20 protein-coding genes are annotated in these 21,239 nt (G+C 51.0%); 10 read left to right on the top strand and 10 right to left on the bottom strand.

Going from position 1 to position 21,239, the window contains the following annotated elements; genetic code table 11:
* Positions 1 to 5: 5 nt before the first annotated feature.
* Positions 6 to 725, bottom strand: coding sequence for an oxygen-insensitive NADPH nitroreductase (gene nfsA, locus IG609_RS08070; RefSeq protein WP_193400427.1), 720 nt, complete (start codon positions 723 to 725; stop codon positions 6 to 8).
* A gap of 372 nt (positions 726 to 1,097) precedes the next feature.
* Between nfsA and IG609_RS08065 the strand changes: the two genes are divergently transcribed.
* Complete coding sequence (locus IG609_RS08065) at positions 1,098 to 1,364, top strand: GrxA family glutaredoxin (protein ID WP_010277298.1); 267 nt, start codon at positions 1,098 to 1,100, stop codon at positions 1,362 to 1,364.
* A gap of 95 nt (positions 1,365 to 1,459) precedes the next feature.
* On the opposite strand, the gene IG609_RS08060 is transcribed toward IG609_RS08065, so the two are convergent.
* Entirely contained in the window at positions 1,460 to 1,831 is a 372-nt protein-coding gene (locus IG609_RS08060) for an inner membrane protein YbjM (RefSeq protein WP_193397666.1), read from the bottom strand.
* A 376-nt stretch (positions 1,832 to 2,207) separates the two neighbouring features.
* On the opposite strand from IG609_RS08060, the gene IG609_RS08055 reads away from it, so the two are divergent.
* From IG609_RS08055 to deoR, 3 genes are all read left to right on the top strand, one after another.
* Positions 2,208 to 3,896, top strand: a complete 1,689-nt coding sequence (locus IG609_RS08055; RefSeq protein WP_193400424.1) for an aspartate:alanine antiporter — start codon at positions 2,208 to 2,210, stop codon at positions 3,894 to 3,896.
* A 337-nt stretch (positions 3,897 to 4,233) separates the two neighbouring features.
* A complete protein-coding gene (gene deoC, locus IG609_RS08050) occupies positions 4,234 to 4,902 on the top strand; it encodes a deoxyribose-phosphate aldolase (protein ID WP_193397664.1) in 669 nt (222 codons plus the stop codon).
* Between the two features lie 32 nt (positions 4,903 to 4,934).
* The gene (deoR, locus tag IG609_RS08045; protein WP_193397663.1) at positions 4,935 to 5,708 is read left to right on the top strand and encodes a DNA-binding transcriptional repressor DeoR; all 774 of its coding nucleotides are present in this window, start codon (positions 4,935 to 4,937) and stop codon (positions 5,706 to 5,708) included.
* Here the strand turns inward: deoR and IG609_RS08040 are convergent.
* The 4 genes from IG609_RS08040 to IG609_RS08025 all read right to left on the bottom strand — a co-directional run bounded on the left by IG609_RS08040 (position 5,705) and on the right by IG609_RS08025 (position 9,789).
* On the bottom strand, positions 5,705 to 6,910 hold the full coding sequence (locus IG609_RS08040) for a serine hydrolase (RefSeq protein WP_193397662.1): 1,206 nt from the start codon (positions 6,908 to 6,910) through the stop codon (positions 5,705 to 5,707). The two genes, deoR and IG609_RS08040, sit on opposite strands and share 4 nt — an antisense overlap.
* A gap of 283 nt (positions 6,911 to 7,193) precedes the next feature.
* Positions 7,194 to 7,853, bottom strand: a complete 660-nt coding sequence (locus IG609_RS08035; protein WP_193397661.1) for a methionine ABC transporter permease — start codon at positions 7,851 to 7,853, stop codon at positions 7,194 to 7,196.
* On the bottom strand, positions 7,846 to 8,862 hold the full coding sequence (locus tag IG609_RS08030) for a methionine ABC transporter ATP-binding protein (protein ID WP_193400422.1): 1,017 nt from the start codon (positions 8,860 to 8,862) through the stop codon (positions 7,846 to 7,848). Before IG609_RS08030 ends, IG609_RS08035 begins: the two co-directional genes overlap by 8 nt.
* An 81-nt stretch (positions 8,863 to 8,943) precedes the next feature.
* A complete protein-coding gene (locus IG609_RS08025; protein WP_193400420.1) occupies positions 8,944 to 9,789 on the bottom strand; it encodes a MetQ/NlpA family ABC transporter substrate-binding protein in 846 nt (281 codons plus the stop codon).
* Positions 9,790 to 9,933: 144 nt separating this feature from the next.
* On the opposite strand from IG609_RS08025, the gene IG609_RS08020 reads away from it, so the two are divergent.
* The gene (locus IG609_RS08020) at positions 9,934 to 10,551 is read left to right on the top strand and encodes a glutathione S-transferase family protein (protein ID WP_193397658.1); all 618 of its coding nucleotides are present in this window, start codon (positions 9,934 to 9,936) and stop codon (positions 10,549 to 10,551) included.
* A 31-nt stretch (positions 10,552 to 10,582) separates the two neighbouring features.
* On the opposite strand, the gene IG609_RS08015 is transcribed toward IG609_RS08020, so the two are convergent.
* On the bottom strand, positions 10,583 to 11,749 hold the full coding sequence (locus tag IG609_RS08015) for a PQQ-dependent sugar dehydrogenase (RefSeq protein ID WP_193397657.1): 1,167 nt from the start codon (positions 11,747 to 11,749) through the stop codon (positions 10,583 to 10,585).
* 223 nt (positions 11,750 to 11,972) lie between these two features.
* Between IG609_RS08015 and rimO the strand changes: the two genes are divergently transcribed.
* Positions 11,973 to 13,286 carry a 30S ribosomal protein S12 methylthiotransferase RimO gene (rimO, locus tag IG609_RS08010; protein ID WP_193400418.1) on the top strand — a complete coding sequence of 438 codons (1,314 nt, stop codon included), beginning with the start codon at positions 11,973 to 11,975 and terminating at the stop codon, positions 13,284 to 13,286.
* A 305-nt stretch (positions 13,287 to 13,591) separates the two neighbouring features.
* The gene (gene sanA, locus IG609_RS08005; RefSeq protein WP_193397655.1) at positions 13,592 to 14,371 is read left to right on the top strand and encodes an outer membrane permeability protein SanA; all 780 of its coding nucleotides are present in this window, start codon (positions 13,592 to 13,594) and stop codon (positions 14,369 to 14,371) included.
* A 9-nt stretch (positions 14,372 to 14,380) separates the two neighbouring features.
* On the opposite strand, the gene yeiB is transcribed toward sanA, so the two are convergent.
* The 3 genes from yeiB to IG609_RS07990 all read right to left on the bottom strand — a co-directional run bounded on the left by yeiB (position 14,381) and on the right by IG609_RS07990 (position 18,397).
* Positions 14,381 to 15,556: a DUF418 domain-containing protein YeiB gene (gene yeiB, locus IG609_RS08000; protein WP_193400416.1), complete on the bottom strand. Its 1,176-nt coding sequence runs from the start codon at positions 15,554 to 15,556 to the stop codon at positions 14,381 to 14,383.
* Between the two features lie 137 nt (positions 15,557 to 15,693).
* Entirely contained in the window at positions 15,694 to 16,356 is a 663-nt protein-coding gene (gene folE / locus IG609_RS07995; RefSeq protein WP_005967317.1) for a GTP cyclohydrolase I FolE, read from the bottom strand.
* A 358-nt stretch (positions 16,357 to 16,714) separates the two neighbouring features.
* A complete protein-coding gene (locus IG609_RS07990; RefSeq protein ID WP_193400414.1) occupies positions 16,715 to 18,397 on the bottom strand; it encodes a methyl-accepting chemotaxis protein in 1,683 nt (560 codons plus the stop codon).
* Between IG609_RS07990 and IG609_RS07985 the strand changes: the two genes are divergently transcribed.
* The 3 genes from IG609_RS07985 to IG609_RS07975 all read left to right on the top strand — a co-directional run bounded on the left by IG609_RS07985 (position 18,306) and on the right by IG609_RS07975 (position 21,201).
* Positions 18,306 to 18,539, top strand: coding sequence for a hypothetical protein (locus tag IG609_RS07985; protein ID WP_193397688.1), 234 nt, complete (start codon positions 18,306 to 18,308; stop codon positions 18,537 to 18,539). The two genes, IG609_RS07990 and IG609_RS07985, sit on opposite strands and share 92 nt — an antisense overlap.
* A gap of 536 nt (positions 18,540 to 19,075) precedes the next feature.
* The gene (ptrR, locus tag IG609_RS07980) at positions 19,076 to 19,966 is read left to right on the top strand and encodes a putrescine utilization regulator PtrR (RefSeq protein WP_193400412.1); all 891 of its coding nucleotides are present in this window, start codon (positions 19,076 to 19,078) and stop codon (positions 19,964 to 19,966) included.
* Positions 19,967 to 20,079: 113 nt separating this feature from the next.
* Positions 20,080 to 21,201: an S-(hydroxymethyl)glutathione dehydrogenase/class III alcohol dehydrogenase gene (locus tag IG609_RS07975; protein WP_193397651.1), complete on the top strand. Its 1,122-nt coding sequence runs from the start codon at positions 20,080 to 20,082 to the stop codon at positions 21,199 to 21,201.
* Positions 21,202 to 21,239 lie beyond the last annotated feature (38 nt).

Here is a 21,239-nt window from a genome sequence, read left to right as displayed (position 1 = left end):
GGATACTAACGTATCGCCCATCCTTGTTGATGTAAGTAGTCCAGCATGAATGGACGTAACTCTTTTTTCAGCGTCCGTTCCACGTGCTCACTCCAGCTTTCACGGCGGCTACCGGTACGTTGCAGATAATATTCCACCATCTGCTGGTCGTATTGCGCCAGCACACCGCGGTCGAGCGGCTGATAGACATTTTCATGCAGCATCATCGCGGTTGGCATGCGCGGTTTCAGCATGGGGTCCGCGTCTGGGTGCCCCAGACACAGACCAAACAACGGCAGAACCAACGTTGGCAGTTGCAACAACTGCGTCACGTCAGCGATTCGATTGCGGATCCCACCGATAAATACCCCGCCCAACCCCAGCGATTCGGCGGCAATCAGTGCATTCTGCGCTATGATAGCGGTATCAACGCAGCCAATCAGCAATTGCTCCGCCAGCCCAGTTTCTGCCTGTGGAAAGACCTCTACATGCCGATGAAAATCGGCACAAAAGACCCAAAACTCCGCCGCTTGCGCCACATAACCTTGCTCGCCAGTATAGTGAACAAGCGTTTCCCGCACGGCAGGATCGGTAATACGGATAATGGAGTTGCATTGTAAAAAGCTGGAACTGGACGCACTTTGTGCGGCGGTAATGATGGCGTGGCGTTGCTCATCCGTTATGGACTGAGACGTAAATGCGCGAATAGAGCGGTGGCGCTGTAGCAAATCAATCGTTGGTGTCACACTGGCATCCTTCAGTCGGTGAAGTTATTGCATTATCTATACCCTAAATAATTCGAGTTGCAGGAAGGCGGCAAGAGAAGGAATCCCGATGAGCTTACTCAAGTAAGTGATTCGGGTGAGTGAGCGCAGCCAACGCGCATGCAGCTTGAAGTATGACGGGTATAATAGCTTCAGCAAATCGTTATAACAGGTAATGACTACTTTTTTTCATCAATGAATGTGGGCATAGTATTGATAAATTTCGCTATAGTGATGCGATTCGCAGTAACCTCATTAACCGTAACATTTTTAGCCGTGACCTTGTCAGTAATAGTCGTCACGCTATACGTTTCAAGAATGAAAACATTTTTCTAATTTTACAAAGGAGTTTACATGTTTGCTGTAATTTTCGGGCGCCCAGCCTGCCCTTATTGTGTCCGTGCGAAAGAACTGGCAGAGAAATTGGCCGAGCAACGTGATGACTTCAGCTTCCGCTATGTAGACATCCACGCAGAGGGCATCTCGAAAGAAGATTTGTCCAAGACGGTAGGAAAGCCAGTTGAAACCGTACCGCAGATTTTCCTAGATGAAAAACACATCGGCGGCTGCACCGATTTTGAAGCCTATGCCAAAGAGCATCTGGCCCTGTTCCAGTCATAATCATCAAACTGGCAGAACACATAGATCGTCGAACTGACAAAACAATAGCGCGGCGACAGTCCGCGCTTTTTTATGGGTTCGGAATAGAACGCCACTCAACGAAGATAGCGTCGATAAAGACGGCGTAAGCACAACACGCCCAGCGCACCGAGCACACTCCAGAACACCGCACTCATCACGTAGGCTAGCTCTTGCCAGAAAGAGCGCATCGGCGTATTCCACAGGTGGAGCACCAGCAAACAAACGGGCATTGCCGCCAATGCACCAAACAGCGGGTAACGCAGGCGACCGCGTGCGGAAAGAAAATAGGCGACCATGCCGGGCAGCAGGAAGAGCAACATTCCCGGGCTACCACGCAGTCCGTCATTCACCGTAACCTCCGACGCATCAAACTTTTGACTCAGAAAGACTACGGTAAACAATAAAAAACAGCAGGTCGCACCGACCCAACCTTTGTTTCTTGCCATAAATCGCCCCTTCTCAATATGCCTCCCAACCTGCATCAACCAGAGACCGAAAACGTACGGCATGGTAAAAATGATTGGCGTATCTATTCCCCGATATGAAAAACATGAGGCTGCGCTACGATTTATTCAATGCGTAGGTTATTCGCCGAAAAAGACGATAACTCGCCGCATTTTTTCAACAGCGACACCACAATCATTAAATTAAACAATAATTACACTGAACAATTTTTATCGGATAAATTATACTGAACGAGGCTGATTCCTTTCAGCTGACGCGTATTGACACCGTCACGGGAATTCATGCATTTCATGGCTAAATCTAGCCGCTATAATGAATAACATCAAGAACTTACTGGTAAAAAACAAGTTACATTCCATGAATATAAACGTCGCTAATTTGTTAAATGGGAATTACATTCTACTTTTATTCGTGGTCCTTTCATTAGGACTCTGCCTGGGAAAATTGCGCCTCGGGCCAGTACAACTTGGTAATTCCATTGGAGTTTTAGTTGTTTCTTTATTACTCGGCCAACAGCATTTTTCGATTAATACCGAAGCGCTGAGTCTCGGTTTTATGTTATTTATTTTTTGCGTGGGCGTGGAAGCTGGACCGAATTTCTTTTCTATTTTTTTTCGCGACGGGAAAAACTATTTCATGCTGGCGCTGGTAATGGTCGGCAGCGCCATGTTACTGGCTCTGGGCTTAGGCAAACTCTTTGGCTGGGGAATTGGTTTGACGGCAGGGATGCTGGCCGGTTCAATGACTTCAACGCCAGTGCTGGTCGGTGCGGGTGACACGCTGCGCAATACCGCCAGCTTGGGTAACCAGCTCGGTATTGAGCAAGATCATCTGAGTTTGGGCTATGCGCTGACGTACCTAGTCGGGCTGGTCAGCCTCATTTTTGGCGCACGCTACCTACCCAAACTCCAGCATCAGGATTTACCTACCAGCGCTCAGCAGATTGCACGCGAGCGCGGGTTAGACCAGGACAGCCAGAGAAAAGTGTATCTGCCGGTGATTCGCGCCTATCGCGTCGGGCCGGAGCTGGTTGACTGGGCGGACGGCAAGAATCTGCGTGAGCTGGGGATTTATCGCCAGACCGGCTGCTACATCGAACGCATCCGACGCAACGGGATTCTGGCCAGCCCTGATGGTGACGCCGTCTTGCAAATCGGCGATGAGATCGCGCTGGTAGGCTATCCCGACGCCCATTCTCGCCTGAACTCCAATTTTCGCGATGGCAAGGAAGTTTTTGACCGCGATTTGCTGGACATGCGCATCGTGACGGAAGAGATCGTCGTCAAGAATCACAATGCCGTCGGCAAGCGTCTTAGCCAATTGAAGCTGACCGATCACGGCTGTTTTCTCAACCGTATTGTCCGTAGCCAGATTGAAATGCCGATTGACGATAACGTCGTCCTGAATAAAGGCGATGTCTTGCAGGTCAGCGGGGACGCCCGCCGGGTAAAAAGCATTGCTGACAGAATCGGGTTCATTTCTATTCATAGTCAGGTCACCGATCTGCTCGCCTTCTGCGCCTTTTTCGTCATCGGCGTGATGGTCGGGCTGATCACCATCCAATTCAGCAACTTCACCTTTGGCATCGGTAATGCGGCTGGGTTGCTGTTCGCTGGTATCATGCTGGGGTTCTTGCGCGCTAACCACCCAACCTTCGGCTATATTCCGCAAGGCGCACTTAACATGGTCAAAGAATTCGGCCTGATGGTCTTTATGGCGGGCGTTGGCCTGAGTGCAGGTAGCACCATCAACAGTAGCCTGGGAGACGTCGGTATCCAGATGCTGGCTTCAGGGCTGATTGTTAGCCTACTGCCAGTGGTGATTTGTTTCCTGTTTGGTGCGTACGTGTTGAAAATGAACCGTGCGCTGCTCTTTGGTGCCATGATGGGGGCACGAACCTGCGCCCCCGCGATGGAAATTATCAGCGATACGGCGCGCAGTAACATCCCTGCACTCGGCTATGCGGGTACCTATGCCATCGCTAACGTGCTACTCACCTTAGCGGGTTCACTTATCGTGGTTATCTGGCCCGAGCTGCCCGGCTGAAAAATGTAAAAAATCGTCAATATTATTTTTTAAAAGCTAGAACTTTTTCTTTGCCCTACAGTCTGAATAAGTGCCACTGCTTTTCTTTGATTCCCTTTATTGAGGAGCCCATCGTTCCCGCCTTTCAGGTTCAAGAACGATGGGCGTTTTCTTTTCTGTTTTATACGATTCAAACCCCTCCACCTTCTCATCCTCCCTACCTTCGGTATCATATTGACTTCATTTTTTGTTATTATAATAACAAAATTTAATTTTATTGTTATTTTTATGACATTAAAATTACTGAGTGTCATAATTACGCTATCTGATTTCTTATCTACATCTCCAAGGATTTTCCATGACTGACTACGCTCGTTATATCGACCACACACTGCTGGCGGCCAATGCCACCGAACAGCAAATCGTCACCCTGTGCGATGAAGCGATCGCTCATCGTTTTTATGCCGTCTGTGTTAACTCAGGTTACGTTCCCCTTGTGGCCGAAAAGCTGAAAGGCACTGAAGTTCAGGTGTGCTCTGTTATCGGTTTCCCTCTTGGTGCTGGACTGACAGCCAGCAAAGCGTTTGAAGCGAAAGCGGCGATTGATGCCGGAGCGCAAGAAATTGATATGGTGATTAACATCGGCTGGCTGAAAAGCGGAAATGTTACTGCCGTCAACGCGGATATTCAGGCCGTGCGTGAGGTTTGCGCCGCTATACCGTTGAAGGTAATATTGGAAACCTGTCTGCTTGATGACGAACAGATTGTCGTAGTATGTGAAATGTGTCGTCAGTTGGATGTCGCGTTCGTCAAAACGTCTACCGGTTTCAGCACCGGCGGCGCACGTGAAGAACACGTTCGACTGATGCGTAGCACCGTCGGCAGCGAGATGGGTGTCAAAGCATCCGGCGCGGTTCGCGATCGCCAAACGGCACAGCGTATGATTGAAGCAGGCGCCACGCGTATCGGCACCAGTTCAGGCGTCGCTATCGTTTCGGGTGAAACGGCCGCAGCAGGAAATTACTAACAACAAAAAATAGCTTACTAGCAGGGAATGTTATGGAAACGCGGCGCGACGAACGAATCGGCAGACTGGCTCAGGCATTAAAGAAAACCGATAAACTCCATCTTAAAGACGCCGCACAGCTACTCGGCGTGTCCGAGATGACCGTGCGCCGCGATCTGAATTCAGATTCCACCAGCGTCATGCTGCTCGGCGGCTACGTGGTTAGCGACCTGAAGAATAACGGTGTCACAAACTATTTTGTCTCCGACCAGCAGACCAAGCACGTAAGAGAGAAGCAGGCTATCGGTACTGCGGCTGCTTATCTGGTAGAAGCAAACGATACCGTTTTTTTCGACTGTGGCACCACGATTCCTTTCATCATTGATGCCATTCCTGATGCGTTGCCCTTTACCGCGATTTGCTATTCCCTGAACACCTTTTTAGCACTACAGGAAAAAAAGGCGTGCAGAGTGATTTTGTGCGGCGGGGAATACCATCCAGATAACGCGATTTTTACCCCGCTCAACCAGCGAAGCGAGCTGGACAACGTCTGTCCGAACAAAGCCTTTATCTCTGCGGCGGGTATCGAACTGACTGCGGGAGCCACCTGCTTTAACTTTGCCGAACTGGGCATGAAGCAACGCGCGATGGCAACCGCACAGCGAATCATTCTAGTGGCGGACAGCAGCAAGTTCGGTCAGATTAAACGCGCCTGCATTGGCCCGATGACGCTGTTTGATACCGTCATTTCCGACAGCGCCCCGAGCGACGCCTACTTACGTTATTTTTCTAACAACGGCATTCAGTTCATCCACCCTGGGAATTAGCCGAATATCCCACCGAACCACTGCTGCATTTTCATCATCACCGTATCCCAGAGGCGACTAAAGAAACCGGCCTCGGGGATATCATCCATCGCGACCAGTTCGCGCTGTCCGATGCTCTTGCCGTCCAGTTGGAAGTCGATAATGCCGACAACCTGATTTTTGGTCAGTGGTGCGGCAAGCTGCGGCTGATTGAGCGTAAAGCTGGCTTTCAGGTTCTTCATTTGCCCTTTCGGGATGGTCAGCGCAGCATCCTGTGCGACGCCCAGTCGTGCCTCTTTCTCAGAACCAAACCAGATCCGCTGCATAGTAAAAGGCGCATCCGTCTTGATAGGCGTTACCGTTTCGAAAAAGCGGAAACCCCAGGTGAGCAGTTTTTCACTTTCACGGAAGCGAATGGCATCCGTTTGCGCTCCCAGCACCACGGAAATCAGGCGCATATTGCCTTCGGTGGCCGAGGCCACCAGATTGTGCCCTGCCCCGCTGGTATGGCCGGTTTTCACACCGTCCACATTCAGGTTAGTGCTCCACAGCAGACGGTTACGGTTAGGCTGGCGAATGTTATTGAAGGTGAACTCTTTTTCCTTGTGCAACGCGTATTCTTCCGGCACATCGCGAATCAGCGCCTGCCCTAACAGCGCCATATCACGTGCGGTGCTGTACTGTCCCGGCGCGTCGAGACCGTGCACGGTCCGAAAATTCGTATTGGTCAGGTTAAGTGCCTTCGCATAATTGTTCATCAGGCTAACGAACGCATCCTGACTACCCGCGACGTAATCCGCCAGCGCGATGCTGGCATCATTGCCGGACTGAATGACAATGCCTTTATTTAACTCAGAAACGGGGATACGGTCGCCCGGCTTAAGGAACATCAGCGACGAGCCACGCAGCGCCGGGTTGCCGGTTGCCCAGGCATCTTTTCCGACGGTCACTTCATCCGTCGTACGAATTTTACCGGATTTGATCGCCTGCCCAATCACATAGCTCGCCATAATTTTTGTCAGGCTGGCAGGGTCAAGACGCTCATCAGCATTGCTTTCCGCCAGCACTTTACCGCTGTGGTGATCGATCAAGATATAGGCTTTGGCATCAATCTGCGGCACCGCTGGCAACTGTTCCGCATAGGTGAATGGCAGTAAACCAACAAGCAATACCGTACCTACAGAGAAAGACGTGAGTCTGGTCAGGAAAGGAGTTGTTTTCATGAGTTCGCCGCGATATCCATCAGTCGTTAAAAAATCTTAATTTTCAATATGTTTTGAAAGCTTTAGTAACATACAAAGGTAACGCGTCATCTGTGGGATGAAAACTGCTCATTCTGTAAAGATAGTCAAAGAAATGAAAGCTTCTAAAAAAACGCAGATAAAAAAAAGACTTAGGGGAAATTAAGGAATGTCTGAAAATGCAGACGGCAGGACTACAAAAAATAGCGGATAGCACGAGGGACATAACAGCGTAGCTTCCCTCGTGCCAGTGATGGGCATTCCCTTAACGACGTTCGCGCTTATCTGCACGTTTTGACAGCCAGTCACCCAGTGTCTGTACCACCTGTACCAAAATAACCAGCGCAATAACGGTAATCACCATTACCTCGGTTTCATAGCGGTAATAGCCGAAGCGGATCGCCAAATCCCCCACGCCGCCGCCGCCAACGATGCCCGCCATCGCTGAATAGCCGATGAGGCTCACTAGCGTGATCGTCAGGCCACGCAATAGTCCCGCTTTCGCCTCTGGCAGCAGCACCGTGCCGATAATACGCATCGGGCTGGCTCCAAATGCTTCGGCAGCTTCCACGATACCGGGGTCGATTTCACGTAGCGCGCTATCCACCAAACGCGCATAAAATGCGATCGCGGCGACCGACATCGGCACCGCCGCCGCTACAGGCCCAATCGTATTGCCTAAGAGACACTGCGTCAGCGGTAGCAGCAAGACCAGCAGAATCACGAAAGGAATAGAACGGATAATATTCACCAGCACCGTGCCAAACAGATAAACGGCGCGGTTTTGCCAGAACAGGTTCCTGTCGGTGACGTAAATGAGCAGCCCCAACGGTAAACCGCCAATCACGGCAAGCAGCGTGGAGATTCCCACCATCTGGAACGTTTCGCCGAACGCCACGAGCAGATCGATCCATAAATCAGCCATGTAACACCTCCACGTTCGCCGTTCTCACCTGAATATGCTCAACGGCTTCGGTCACCTTTCCGGGGTCGGATGGATGAGCCAGTAGCGCGACGAGGATGCCTAGCGCACGATTACCAATGTATTCGATCTTGCCGTGCAGAATGTTAACGGACACGCCAAAGCGCATCGCCACGTCCGACAGCACGGGTTGCTCCGCCGATTCGCCAACGAACAGAATCTTCAGTAGTGTGCCCTGCAAATCCACCAACAAGCGAGGTGGCAATGCAAGATCGAGCGTATGAGATACCAGTTGACGCGTAAACGCGTGCTGCGGCGTCGCGAAGATATCGAAAACATCACCCTCTTCCACCACCCGACCGCCCGTCATTACCGCGACCCGATCGCAGACGGCTTTAATCACGCTCATCTCATGAGAAATCAGCACGATAGTAATGCCCAGTGTCTCGTTAATCTCTTTCAGCAGCGCCAGAATAGCGGCTGAGGTTTCCAGATCGAGCGCCGACGTTGGCTCATCGCACAGCAACACTTCGGGATCGTTGGCAATGGCTCTGGCGATGCCTACACGCTGTTTCTGTCCGCCGCTGAGCTGTGCCGGATAAGACGACGCTTTATCCGTCAGCCCTACTACGCTCAGGATTTCCGGTACACGTGTCGCGATATCCGCACTGGATTTCCCAGCGGCTTTCAGACTGAACGCCACGTTTTCCGCCACGGTACGCGTCTGCATCAGGTTGAAATGCTGAAAGATCATGCCGATTTTCTGGCGCTGTTCTCGCAGCGGCTGCCCCGCTAATTCGCTGATGAGCACGTCATTGACGAGCACGCGACCCGAGGTCGGTCGCTGCAAGAGATTAATAGTCCGCAGCAGCGTGCTTTTCCCCGCGCCGCTGGTGCCGACAATCCCGTAGACCTCGCCCCGTTGGATGTGCAACGACACGTTGTCTACCGCGAGATTTTCTGGTTGCTTCCCTTGTGAGAAGTCAACGCTTACCCCTTCTAGCTGAATCATTATCCGCAAACTCCTGGCCTGAGCGGAAAAGAAGAAAGCCGGTCATAGACCGGCCAAAAGATGTTCTGTGTAGCCTAAAACTTACTGTGCGGGTGCTGGCGTTTTCGCCTGCATCCACTCTGGTTTCTGGAACTGGCTATACATCAACGCAGGATCGTTGATCACCGCAGCATACGCCGGTGATTCCACAATCGCTTTGGTATCTTTAACAAATGGCTTATCGAGATCGTCGGTACGCACGGCAATAATATTTTTCAGGTTTTCATCCAGCGTTTCCAGCTTGATAGCCGATGACAGTTTCATACTGGACGCCAACGCAAAATTCCCGTTCACCAGCGATGCCGTCACGCTATCCAGCGTACGAGGTAACTGCGCCGCTTCCATCGGTTTGAAGACCAAGCCGCGCGGGTTTTCAAGAATATCTTTCTCAGATGCTTTGGTCGGATCGATATCAGCTTTGATCGTAACCAACCCTATCGATTGCAGGAAACGCAGACCACGCGCCAGATTGGTAGCGTCGTTAGAGAGCGTGACCACGTCTCCTTTTTTCAGCTCATCCAGCGATTTGATTTTCTTCGAGTAGAAGCCCATGCTGGCTGTCGGTACGGTAATCAGCGGGGAAATTTTTAACCCTTTATCGGCAGCGAATTTTCCCAGATACAGCGTATGCTGGAAGAGGTTGGCATCAATGCTGCCGTTGGCCAGCGCCAGATTGGGCTGAACGTAATCGCTGAATTCACGCACGACGACCTTGTAGCCTTTTTTCACCAGCTCAGGTTTGATGGCCAGATTCACCATGTCGCCATACGGTCCGGGTGCTACGCCAAACGTGATCGTCTGTGGATCGCTGCTGGCCAGCGCCAGTTGCATACCGGTGGCAAGCAGTGTGATGCCCAGCACGGCGCGAACAGAATGCGTCAATGTCATTGTGTAACTTTCCTGTCTGAATGTAACTTGCTGTCATTATTAAGAATGACAAGTTAAATCATAAAGACTAAAAAGGCATATCATTATTTCTCATCGACTGTCGCGGATAACTGGGGCAGGCTTCACGAAGAAAGGGGGGCAACTATGATAACGATTTGGGGTCGTGATAACTCGACCAACGTAAAGAAAGTCCTGTGGTGTGCGGAAGAACTTGCACTGCCTTATCAGCATATTGCGGCAGGCGGACAATTCGGTCTTAACCATGAGGTCGATTATCTGGCGATGAACCCTAATGGCCTCATCCCCTGTTTGCGGGATGGCGATCTGGTGCTGTGGGAATCCAATACCATCGTCCGTTATCTGGCGGCACAGTATGGTCAGGATTCGCTGTATATTGCCGATGCGGGAAAACGCGCCAGTGCCGAGAAGTGGATGGACTGGGCCACCTCCTTCGCCGTGTCTTTCGGGCCGGTGTTCATTAATATGGTGCGCGTTGCGCCGGAAAAACGCGATATGACTTTGGTCCAGAAAGGTATCGCCGAATGCGAACGCCTGTTCGATATTGTCGATACCGTTCTGGCTAAGCAGCCGTGGCTGTCCGGCGAACAGTTTGGCGTTGGCGACATTCCATTAGGCTGTATTGCTTACGGCTGGCTGAATATGCCGATTCAACAACTGTCGCATCCTCATCTGGAACGTTGGTATGAGCAACTCACCGAACGTCCGGCGTATCAGAAACACGTCATGATTCCGCTGTCTTAAGTGAAACAGGCACTGCAAGGTGCCTGATTTTTTACTCCAAGCCGACTTTCAGCAGTTTGCCATTGTCGTGATCGGTCAGCAGATAGAGGTAACCGTCCGGCCCCAGTCTTACGTCACGGATGCGTTCACCGCGATTGCCCAACAAGCGCTCTTGGGACACGACTTTATCGCCATCAAGCGTCAACCGAATCAGGTTTTTCTCTGCCAGTGCGCCGATAAAGACCGAATTTTTCCACTGCGGAAAACGGTCGCTGTTATAGAAGGCCATACCGCTGATACCCGGTGATTTCTCCCAGTAAAAATCAGGATTCGCCATATCCGCAATTTCTTTTCCTTTCGCTTCTGGAATCTTCAGCCCTGAATAGTTAATGCCATGCGTTGCAATCGGCCAGCCGTAATTTTCGCCCGCTTTGGGAATGTTGATTTCATCGCCGCCTTTCGGGCCATGCTCGTTTTCCCACAGCACGCCAGACCACGGATTAATCGCCAATCCCTGTGGGTTGCGGTGGCCGTAAGACCAGATTTCCGGTCGTGTGTTAGGCGTATTCACAAACGGGTTATCGGACGGCACTTTACCCTCAGTAGTCAGACGAACAATTTTGCCCTGTAATTTATCCAGATCTTGTGCTGTCGGACGCTCGTTATTTTCGCCCAGTGCAATAAACAGATGCCCTTGTCGATCAAAGGCCAGCTTGCCGCCGAAATGGTTACCCGTTGACAGTTTCGGTTCCTGACGGAAGAATACTGTGAAATTCTCTAACCGTTTATTATCTTCAGAGAGCTTACCGTAGCCGACAGCGGTTCCCGCTTTACCCTCGCTCCCCTCCTCGGCAAAGCTCAGGTAGATGCGCCGATTCTGTGCAAAATCTGGCGATAGCGCGACTTCCAGCAATCCACCCTGTGATTTAGCGAAGACCTTCGGTACACCGGCTATCGGCGCAGACAGCGCGCTACCCGCTTTCCATAAGCGTAAATTCCCGGCACGCTCCGTAATCAGAATTCCCTGTTCTGCCGGTAAAAACGCTAATGACCACGGATGATCCAGCTTATCCTGCAATTCCGTCACCTTCGGTTCCGCCGCCAATAGCTGGCTGGAAAACAGCAGCGTCGCACTGAGCAGCAACCAATGCGGCGCAGCAGAAAATTGTCGTAACAGGGTGTGTGAAGCAGAATTGCGAGGTATCAGGCAATGGGGCATAGCGTTGTCTCCATCCAACAAAAAGTCCTGTAAATTTAGGCGGCAGGCGATGTTTGTGCAAAAAAACGGGGCAAGGTTTACATTTATTGAAGAAATCGCTCATTAGAAGCACCATCGCCACAGCGATAAAATGCTGAGTTTTACACCACTGACTATAAGGATAATCAACTATGGTGTAGAATCCTCCGGTTTTTATTTTCTGTTTATTTTGTGAGCGAATAATATGCAACAACCACGTATCGGCTTTGTTTCCCTCGGTTGCCCGAAAAACCTCGTCGACTCCGAGAGGATTCTGACCGAACTGCGTACTGAAGGTTATCAGGTCGTCCCACGTTATGACGACGCTGAGCTGGTGATCGTCAATACCTGTGGTTTTATTGACAGCGCCGTACAAGAGTCGCTGGAAGCTATCGGCGAAGCGCTGAATGAGAACGGTAAAGTCATCGTAACGGGCTGTTTGGGTGCCAAAGAAAATCAAATACGCGAAGTACATCCAAAAGTTCTGGAAATTACCGGTCCGCACAGCTATGAGCAGGTGCTCTCACACGTGCATCAATACGTCCCGAAACCGACGCATAACCCGTTTACCAGTTTAGTTCCCGAGCAAGGTGTGAAACTCACGCCGCGCCATTACGCCTATCTGAAAATTTCAGAAGGCTGTAACCACCGCTGTACGTTCTGCATCATCCCTTCTATGCGTGGCGATTTAGACAGCCGTCCAATCGGTTCGGTGTTGGATGAAGCAAAACGTCTGGTTGATGCAGGGGTAAAAGAGCTGCTGGTGATTTCTCAGGATACCTCAGCATACGGCGCGGATGTGAAGCAGCGTACTGGCTTTTGGAACGGACAACCGGTCAAAACCAGCATGGTCAGCCTGTGTGAGCAACTGGCATCGCTCAGCGTGTGGGTGCGTCTGCACTATGTCTACCCTTACCCACATGTAGACGATGTGATCCCATTAATGGCGGAAGGCAAAATCCTGCCTTATCTGGACATCCCACTCCAGCACGCCAGCCCGAAAATTCTCAAGCTGATGAAACGTCCGGGTGCAGTCGAAAGAACGTTGGAACGTATTAAGCGCTGGCGCGAAATCTGCCCGGACTTAACGCTGCGTTCTACCTTTATTGTCGGCTTCCCCGGCGAAACGGAAGAAGATTTCCAGATACTGCTCGACTTCCTGACAGAAGCCAAACTTGACCGCGTGGGCTGCTTTAAATTCAGTCCGGTCGAAGGTGCTGCGGCAAATGCCTTGCCGGATCAGGTGCCGGAAGAGATCAAAGAAGAACGTTTCCACCGCTTCATGCAGCTTCAACAGGCGATTTCTACCCAGCGTTTGCAGGATAAAATTGGCCGTGAAGTGCTGGTGCTGATCGATGAAATCGACGAAGAAGGCGCGATTGGCCGCAGCATGGCTGATGCCCCTGAGATTGACGGCGCGGTTTACCTGAACGGCGAAACCGGTGTGAAAGTCGGTGACATCGTTAAAGTGAAAGTCGAACACGCAGATGAATACGATCTGTGGGGTAGCCGAGTTTAACGCGCCCATTACGCCTAATACCGATCGTTTAAGGATCGAGATACACGGGGCGACCACAGGGGTGAGGCCTCCCTGCGGGAACCTCCCCCTGTGTTTCCCCTAACAACGGGCTAAGTAACCAGTATGACCCATCACGCCAGCTTTTATGCCCGAAAGGCTGGCGTTTTATTTTTACGCCATCTCGTCCGGCACGCTGAAAATTCAATCAATAAACCGCCCGTTCCTCGCCTTCGTCTTGCGTCCCCCTGTCAGGTAAAGTAGCCTTGGGACATGATTAGTCTACTCGCCTTACCTGAGGCATAAGCATGTGGAAACGCCTGACATTCGGTTTGTTAGCCCTCATTGGCGTGCTGCTGCTCTCTGCTTTTGCCCTCGATCGTTGGATCAGTTGGAAAACCGCGCCCTTTATTTATGATGAGCTTCAGGCCTTGCCGAAACGGCAGGTCGGCGTCGTGCTGGGAACGGCAAAATATTACCGTACAGGCGTGATCAATCAGTATTATCTGTTCCGTATGCAAGGGACGATTAACGCTTACAACAGCGGCAAAGTCAGCTATCTGCTCCTCAGCGGTGATAACGCGCTGCAAAGTTACAATGAACCGATGACGATGCGTCGTGATTTGATCGCCGCAGGCGTTCAGCCTTCGGATATCGTGCTGGACTATGCGGGGTTCCGTACGCTGGATTCTATCGTCAGAACACGCAAGGTGTTTGATACCAACGATTTCACCATCATCACCCAACGTTTCCATTGCGAACGCGCACTATTCATCGCACTGCACCTTGGCATTCAGGCACAGTGTTACGCCGTACCTTCCCCGAAAAACATGATGACCGTGCGAGTTCGTGAATTTGGCGCTCGTTTGGGCGCACTGTTCGATCTGTATATCCTTAAACGCGAACCGCGCTTTTTAGGGCCGCAGGTGCCGATTCCCGCTGAACATACCATTCCAGACGATGCACCAGATTATCCTGCTGTCCCACCGGAACAGGTGCTTCCAACTCCTGGGCATCAGGTTAAACCAGAGCAACTGGCGAAACCCGAGCCCGAATCTGAACCTCACCACGAGCAGGCCGCACCGTAACGTCTTTCTCTACGCCGTTTTCCCTATCGCATTAGTGAGCGTGCGCCATAGCCATTCGAGCGGTCCCTGACGGAAATAGCGTAGCCAGTAGTGAGAAAAGACCAGATTGACGATCCAAATAGCGGGAACCAGAGCCAGCAGTTGCAGGCGGCTGAACGCCATAAACAGGCCAAGCTGATTAAACAACGCGACGCAAATTAGCGTTTGCAGCAAATAGTTGGTTAACGCCATGCGCCCGACATCCGTAATCCAGTAGGTGATCCGCCATTGGCACAGCGTGGCCCAAAAACCATAACACAGCGCCAGATACCCTATCGCCTGCAAAGGTGAACTCAGTTCACGCGGAATCTGCAGTAACAGCCCGCTCCAGCGATATTCCCACCCCACCAGCCACTGCCCTACCACGCCAACGCTGTTGATTGCCACACCCAGCGGAATCAGCCACAGCGCAACCTTACGATAGTGTGCCGTGCTGAATTCACCTTTCAGCCAGCCGCTGCGCATTAACCCTGCCCCCAGCAGCATCGATCCCGCTAGTAGCCAGCCGTACTGCACGCCCAGCGACAACAGGCTTTCCGTTAGCAGATCGACACGATTCCCCCACGCTTCCGGCCCACCTAACGCCCGCCAGTAGGCTTCATAGGCGATATCCGCCATGCCCGGCAGCCAAAATCGCCCCGGTTGCAGGCTCAGAATCTGGCTCAACACAAACAGTACGCCGATGCCCACCAGATACAGAACCGCCCCCGTCCGCATTAGCAACCGGCTGCTTTCCGCATGACGAATCATGCCGTAACACACCAGTCCAATCAGCGCATAGTCGAGTAAAATATCGCCATCCCACAAGAAAATGGCATGAATCAGCCCAATGAGCATCAACCAGAACAGACGTGCATGTACCCAGCGTTTCCCTCGAGGTAGCAGTAGTTGTAACCCTGCGCCAAAAAGAAGAGAAAATAACGTCAGAAATTTCGCCTGCGCCAGCAGATCCATCGCTGCCCAGGTTAAAACATCAGACAGCGTAGGCTCCCCTTGCCAGGCCGGGTTCAGGTAGGCCGCATGCGGCAAACCAAACGCCGTAATATTCAGCAGTAAAATGCCCAAGATGGCGACGCCGCGCGCAAAATCCAGCGCAACGATCCGCGAGGGGGGCGAATGAGGTGACGGTATAGTGTGCGAAGGCATACAAATTACATGTTTAAATCATCGAAGTAGCGATTGTATGCACATACAGAGAAAAAGCGAAGATGCTTGCTGATTTGACGATGACCGATTTGACGATGACAAAGTGTATTTTTCTTCATCATCGTCAATAAGAGGGCTTAATTGTGGTGACGTACCGCGCGCAAGAATTCCTGACGCGTATTTTGGCTGGATTTAAACAGACCACCGAGCGATGTCGTGGTCGTGGCGCTGGTCGCATCACGAATGCCGCGAGCCTTCACGCAGTAGTGCACCGCATCAATCGAGACCGCAACGTTGTTGGTTCCCAACAACGTTTGTAGCGCGACCAAAATCTGCTGCGTTAAGCGTTCCTGCACCTGAGGGCGCTGAGAGAAAAATTGGACGATCCGGTTGAGCTTCGACAAGCCAATGACGCCATCTTTCGGAATATACGCCACCGTCGCTTTCCCATCGATCGTCACGAAATGGTGTTCACAGGTGCTGGTCAACGTAATATCCCGTACGGTAACCATCTCATCTACCTTCATTTTGTTTTCAATGATGGTGATTTTGGGGAAGTTGGCGTAGTCCAAACCGGAGAATATTTCATCAACGTACATTTTGGCGATACGCGTCGGTGTTTCAGCCAGACTGTCATCGCTCAGATCGAGGCTCAGCAAATTCATAATTTCCGTCATATGCTCGGCAATACGTTGCTTACGCGTATCCCGATCCAATAACGCCCCGCGCAGCGGCGTTTCCAGACCGCGTGCCAGCAGCGCTTCATGCACCATAACGGCTTCTTTACTTAGTGATGACATTATTATTCTCCTGCAGGTGTCACTATGCCTATCGCACTATCACGGCCTTGGTCAGACCCTAGCGCCGTCAACACTCTAGTTGAGAGAGTCACGATTATCCAGCGATTGTATGTCATGATTGTTGAAATAGACTCAGGTTATCAAGCGTGGCGGATGTGCCTGTGCGCAGTAACAAGGCCTAATCGCATGCATAAAAAATGCCTATTCCGTCGTAACGATTCAGTGATAAATAAAAGTCAGTGATAAACAAAAGTCAGTGATAAACAAAAAAGCACTGGGAGACTATTCCAGTGCTTTTAACGATAAATTATCTGATTTTTACGGCGTCAGCGCCCTGACACCGCGTGTTGTGGGGTTATCAGAAGGTTTCCCAGTTGTCGTTGGTATTACCTTTTTTACCGCCAGTGCCCGCAAGTAACATCGGTTTCTGCGCTGTTGGCGCTTTATCCGCCAGACGCGGCTGTGGACGGCGAAGTGCCTCTGAACCCGATAACTGGAATACCGATACTGCTTCAGTTAACTGACGAGCCTGATCTTCCAGTGATGCGGCGGCAGCGGCAGACTCCTGTACCAGTGCGGAGTTCTGCTGTGTGACGCCATCCATCTCGGTAACAGCCTGACCAATCTGGGTAATACCGCGACTCTGTTCATCCGATGCTGATGCGATTTCGCCCATCAGATCGTTCACTCGGGTAATGGCGGAAATAATGGAATCCATCGCTTCACCGGTTTGTGTAACCTGACTCGATCCCACGTTAATACGTTCAACCGATTCGGTGATCAGGCTTTCAATTTCTTTCGCTGCCTGAGCACTACGTTGCGCCAGATTACGGACTTCGCCCGCGACGACCGCAAAACCACGGCCTTGTTCACCGGCTCTAGCAGCTTCGACCGCTGCGTTCAACGCCAGAATATTGGTCTGGAAGGCAATACCGTTGATGACGCTGGTGATGTCGGCAATTTTCTTCGAGCTGGTCGTAATACTTGCCATCGTCGCCATCACATCTGCCGTAACATCGCCCCCTTTCTTCGCCGCAACGGACGCGTCCTGCGCCAGTTTGGTGGCCTGATGAACGTTATCGGCATTCTGTTTCACCGTCGCACTCAGCTCTTCCATACTGGCAGCAGTCTGTTCCAGTGCAGAAGCCTGCTGCTCGGTGCGTGCGGACAGATCGTTGTTACCGCTTTTAATTTCGCTTGAACCCTGATGAATCGATGCAGAACTGTCGCGGATAATGGATACCGTGTTAACCAGACTGTCCTGCATTTCTTTCAGATAAGGAATTAATTGTCCTGCATTATTATTACCAAATTCAGTAATAGGATGGCCAAGCTGTCCACCAGACAGCGCCTGGAAATAGCCTTTGATCATATTCAGCGGCTTGACCAGATAGTGAACCAGATAGCGATCCGTCAGCAGCAGGATAAGCAATCCAAGAACCATTGCGCATAATAGAGTGTAATAACTCCAATCAACCAGACCGTGGACTTCACGCATTGAGACTTCAGTCGACGAAAATATCGCAGTCTGATATTTGTCCATATTCACGCCAAACGCCACGCTCAGCGGCGGATAGGTTTTACGGAAAAGCTGACGAAACTCCTCTGCGCGATTATCGCGTGCGGCATTAAGCATCGGCGTCAATCCGTTATCCAGCAGTTGGGTCCATGCAGCGATCATATTGTCTGCGGTTTCTTTATCGACACCAATATGTTTAACCGTTTTAAACAAGGCCAATTGATCCGATGTGATCTTAAAGGCGGCCGTTGCTGCCGTGAATACCTTTTCAGCATCAGCAGCCTCACTCGTTTGCTTGAAATCCATTGTCCGCAACAGACGAGTAACCGTACGAAAATACTGATCATTGCCTTTTACCAATATCTCGACATTCTTGCGCTGAGTTTCACCTGATTCCAATAGTCCAGTCATGTTGTTTAATGAGGTAGTGGTGAAGAAAGATGCACTACCCCATAAAAACAAAAACAGGCCCAATATTGTTAAGAGCATTGTTCTAATTGAAATATTTTTTAAAAAATTCACAGAAGACTCCTATAAATTATCTGGCGATTTTTCTTCTCGCTTTCCGCAACATGGCTGCACATTTTTAATTGGAAATACACCACACGTTAAGTCATTCAATGAAGAGTTGATTCTCTCATTAGTTAGCGTTGTTTTCGTTTAATGACAAAGAATAAATTTTATTACAATAGCTATGGGATATTCTTACCACGCATTAACATTATCGGCACTTTACATAAGCACTTTACGCCCTTACATCAATAAATGCGATCAAAATGAAGAATTGCGATAGCGTTGGCTATCCTTTGGTTACAGTCTACTCATCAAAAAAATTAACCATTTGTTTTAATTTGACTTTTATTAATTCGTCATTTTTTAAAACAGAAAGACAATTTTATTTTTGTGATTATTCTTATTTTCATAAGAGACTTTCATCTTAAAAACAGGCATCTATTCGCAATAAAGTTGGTTACGGTGCTATTAATTCAGAACACGACCATTCTATCGCTTCTTTATCCTAAATATTAACTCTGATGATAATTACGCACGTAAATTTAATCAGGGTTTGTTTCATATCGCCAGATTTAGGTGGCGTTCACCGTCCGTATGACCCAAGCCAGTTGCGAAATGCACAGCTTATCGCTACACTTCACAAAAAATGAATAATCAGACATCAGTTCATTACGAAAAGAGAAAGACATGGATTTGACCCAGCTCCGCATGTTCTGTCTCGTCGCCGAAACGGGTTCCGTCGCGCGCGCCGCAGAGCAGCTTCATCGGGTGCCCTCCAATCTGACCACGCGGTTGCGCCAGTTGGAACTGGAACTGGGCACCGACCTGTTTATCCGTGAGAAACAGCGCCTGCGCCTGTCCCCTATTGGGCACAATTTCTTATGTTATGCACAGCGCATCCTGGCACTTAGCGAAGAAGCGATCAGCATGACGCGCACGGGGGAACCCGCCGGTAATTTCGCGTTCGGTTCGATGGAAAGCACTGCGGCAACCCGTTTACCTACGCTATTAGCGGCTTACCACCAGCGTTACCCCAATGTTTCGCTGTCCCTGAATACCGGTACATCGGGGGAAATCATTGAGCGCGTGCGCGCGGGAACATTAGCGGCAGCGTTAGTCGATGGACCCGTTGTCTACGATGAACTGAATGGCTGTTCGTGTTTTACAGAACGACTCGTGCTGATATCTGACACGGCGCACGCGCCGATTACCCATGCGCGGGATGCCAGCCACGATACGCTGTTTGCCTTCCGCCCCAGTTGTTCCTACAGAAAGCGCCTTGAGAACTGGTTCCGGCAGGATGGCGTGGTGCCCAGCACGATCATGGAAATCCACTCATACCATGCCATGCTTGCCTGTGTCGCCAGCGGTGCCGGGCTGGCCATGATCCCGTATGCCGTACTCGAATCACTGCCGGCAGGCACGCGCGTTCAGGTACATGAATTACCACCCGACATCGCCGCCGCGTCCACCTGGCTCGTCTGGCGACGCGACGCATTCGGCCCGAATGTCGAGGCGCTTAAAAAGCTCATTATTGAACAGGGCAGCATTATTGAACCACCCACTCAGTCGGAATGAACCCATTATTTTCTCTGAGCAGCCATTTTCAAGACAGGACGACACCGTGATGAATACCACGTCCTGTCATTCAATTTACCATCCATAACGGAATGCCATTAGGAGTCACCACCATGCAAATGATTAAAACCCGTGCCGCCATCGCCTGGGGCCCCAACCAGCCACTGTCGGTTGAAGAAGTGGATCTGATGCCACCGCAGAAAGGTGAAGTGTTGGTGCGCATCGTCGCAACCGGCGTATGCCACACGGATGCCTATACGCTGTCCGGCAAAGATCCTGAAGGCGTGTTCCCGGCGATTCTTGGCCATGAAGGCGGCGGGATTGTCGAAGCCATCGGGGAAGGCGTGACCAGCGTTGCCGTTGGCGATCACGTTATTCCGCTTTACACCCCAGAATGTGGCGAATGTAAATTCTGTCGCTCTGGCAAAACCAACCTGTGTCAGGCTATTCGTTCCACGCAGGGTAAAGGCCTGATGCCGGACGGCACGACTCGCTTCTCCAAAAATGGCCAGCCAATTTTCCATTACATGGGCACATCTACCTTCGCAGAGCACACCGTTGTGCCTGAAATTTCGCTGGCGAAAGTGAATAAAGAAGCACCGCTGGAAGAAGTTTGCCTGCTGGGCTGTGGCGTCACCACGGGTATGGGTGCTGTGCTGAATACCGCAAAAGTGAAAGCGGGCGATACGGTTGCGATTTTCGGCCTCGGCGGCATTGGTTTGTCGGCGATTATCGGTGCGCAAATGGCAGGGGCCGGACGCATCATTGGTATCGATCTCAACACCAGCAAATTTGATCTGGCGCGTAAGCTGGGTGCCACCGATCTGCTTAACCCGAAAGATTACGATAAGCCGATTCAGGACGTCATCGTTGAATTGACCGATGGCGGCGTGGACTTCTCCTTCGAGTGTATCGGTAACGTCAATGTCATGCGTTCCGCGCTAGAGTGCTGTCATAAAGGCTGGGGCGAATCCATCATCATCGGCGTGGCGGGTGCAGGTGAAGAAATCGCCACGCGTCCGTTCCAACTGGTGACGGGTCGCGTATGGCGCGGCTCTGCTTTCGGCGGCGTGAAAGGCCGTAGCGAGCTGCCAGGCATTGTCGATCGTTACCTGAAAGGTGAATTCCCGCTGAATGACTTCATCACCCACACGATGGGGCTGGACGAGATCAACACGGCATTCGATTTAATGCACGAAGGCAAATCGATTCGCTCTGTGATTCATTTCGGTTAATTGCACTACTGTCAGGAACAGAATAGAGGAGGCTGTAC

The sequence above is a fragment of the Pectobacterium quasiaquaticum genome (assembly GCF_014946775.2).
Taxonomy (GTDB): Bacteria; Pseudomonadota; Gammaproteobacteria; order Enterobacterales; family Enterobacteriaceae; genus Pectobacterium; species Pectobacterium aquaticum.
This window is presented reverse-complemented; position numbering and strand designations above follow the sequence as displayed.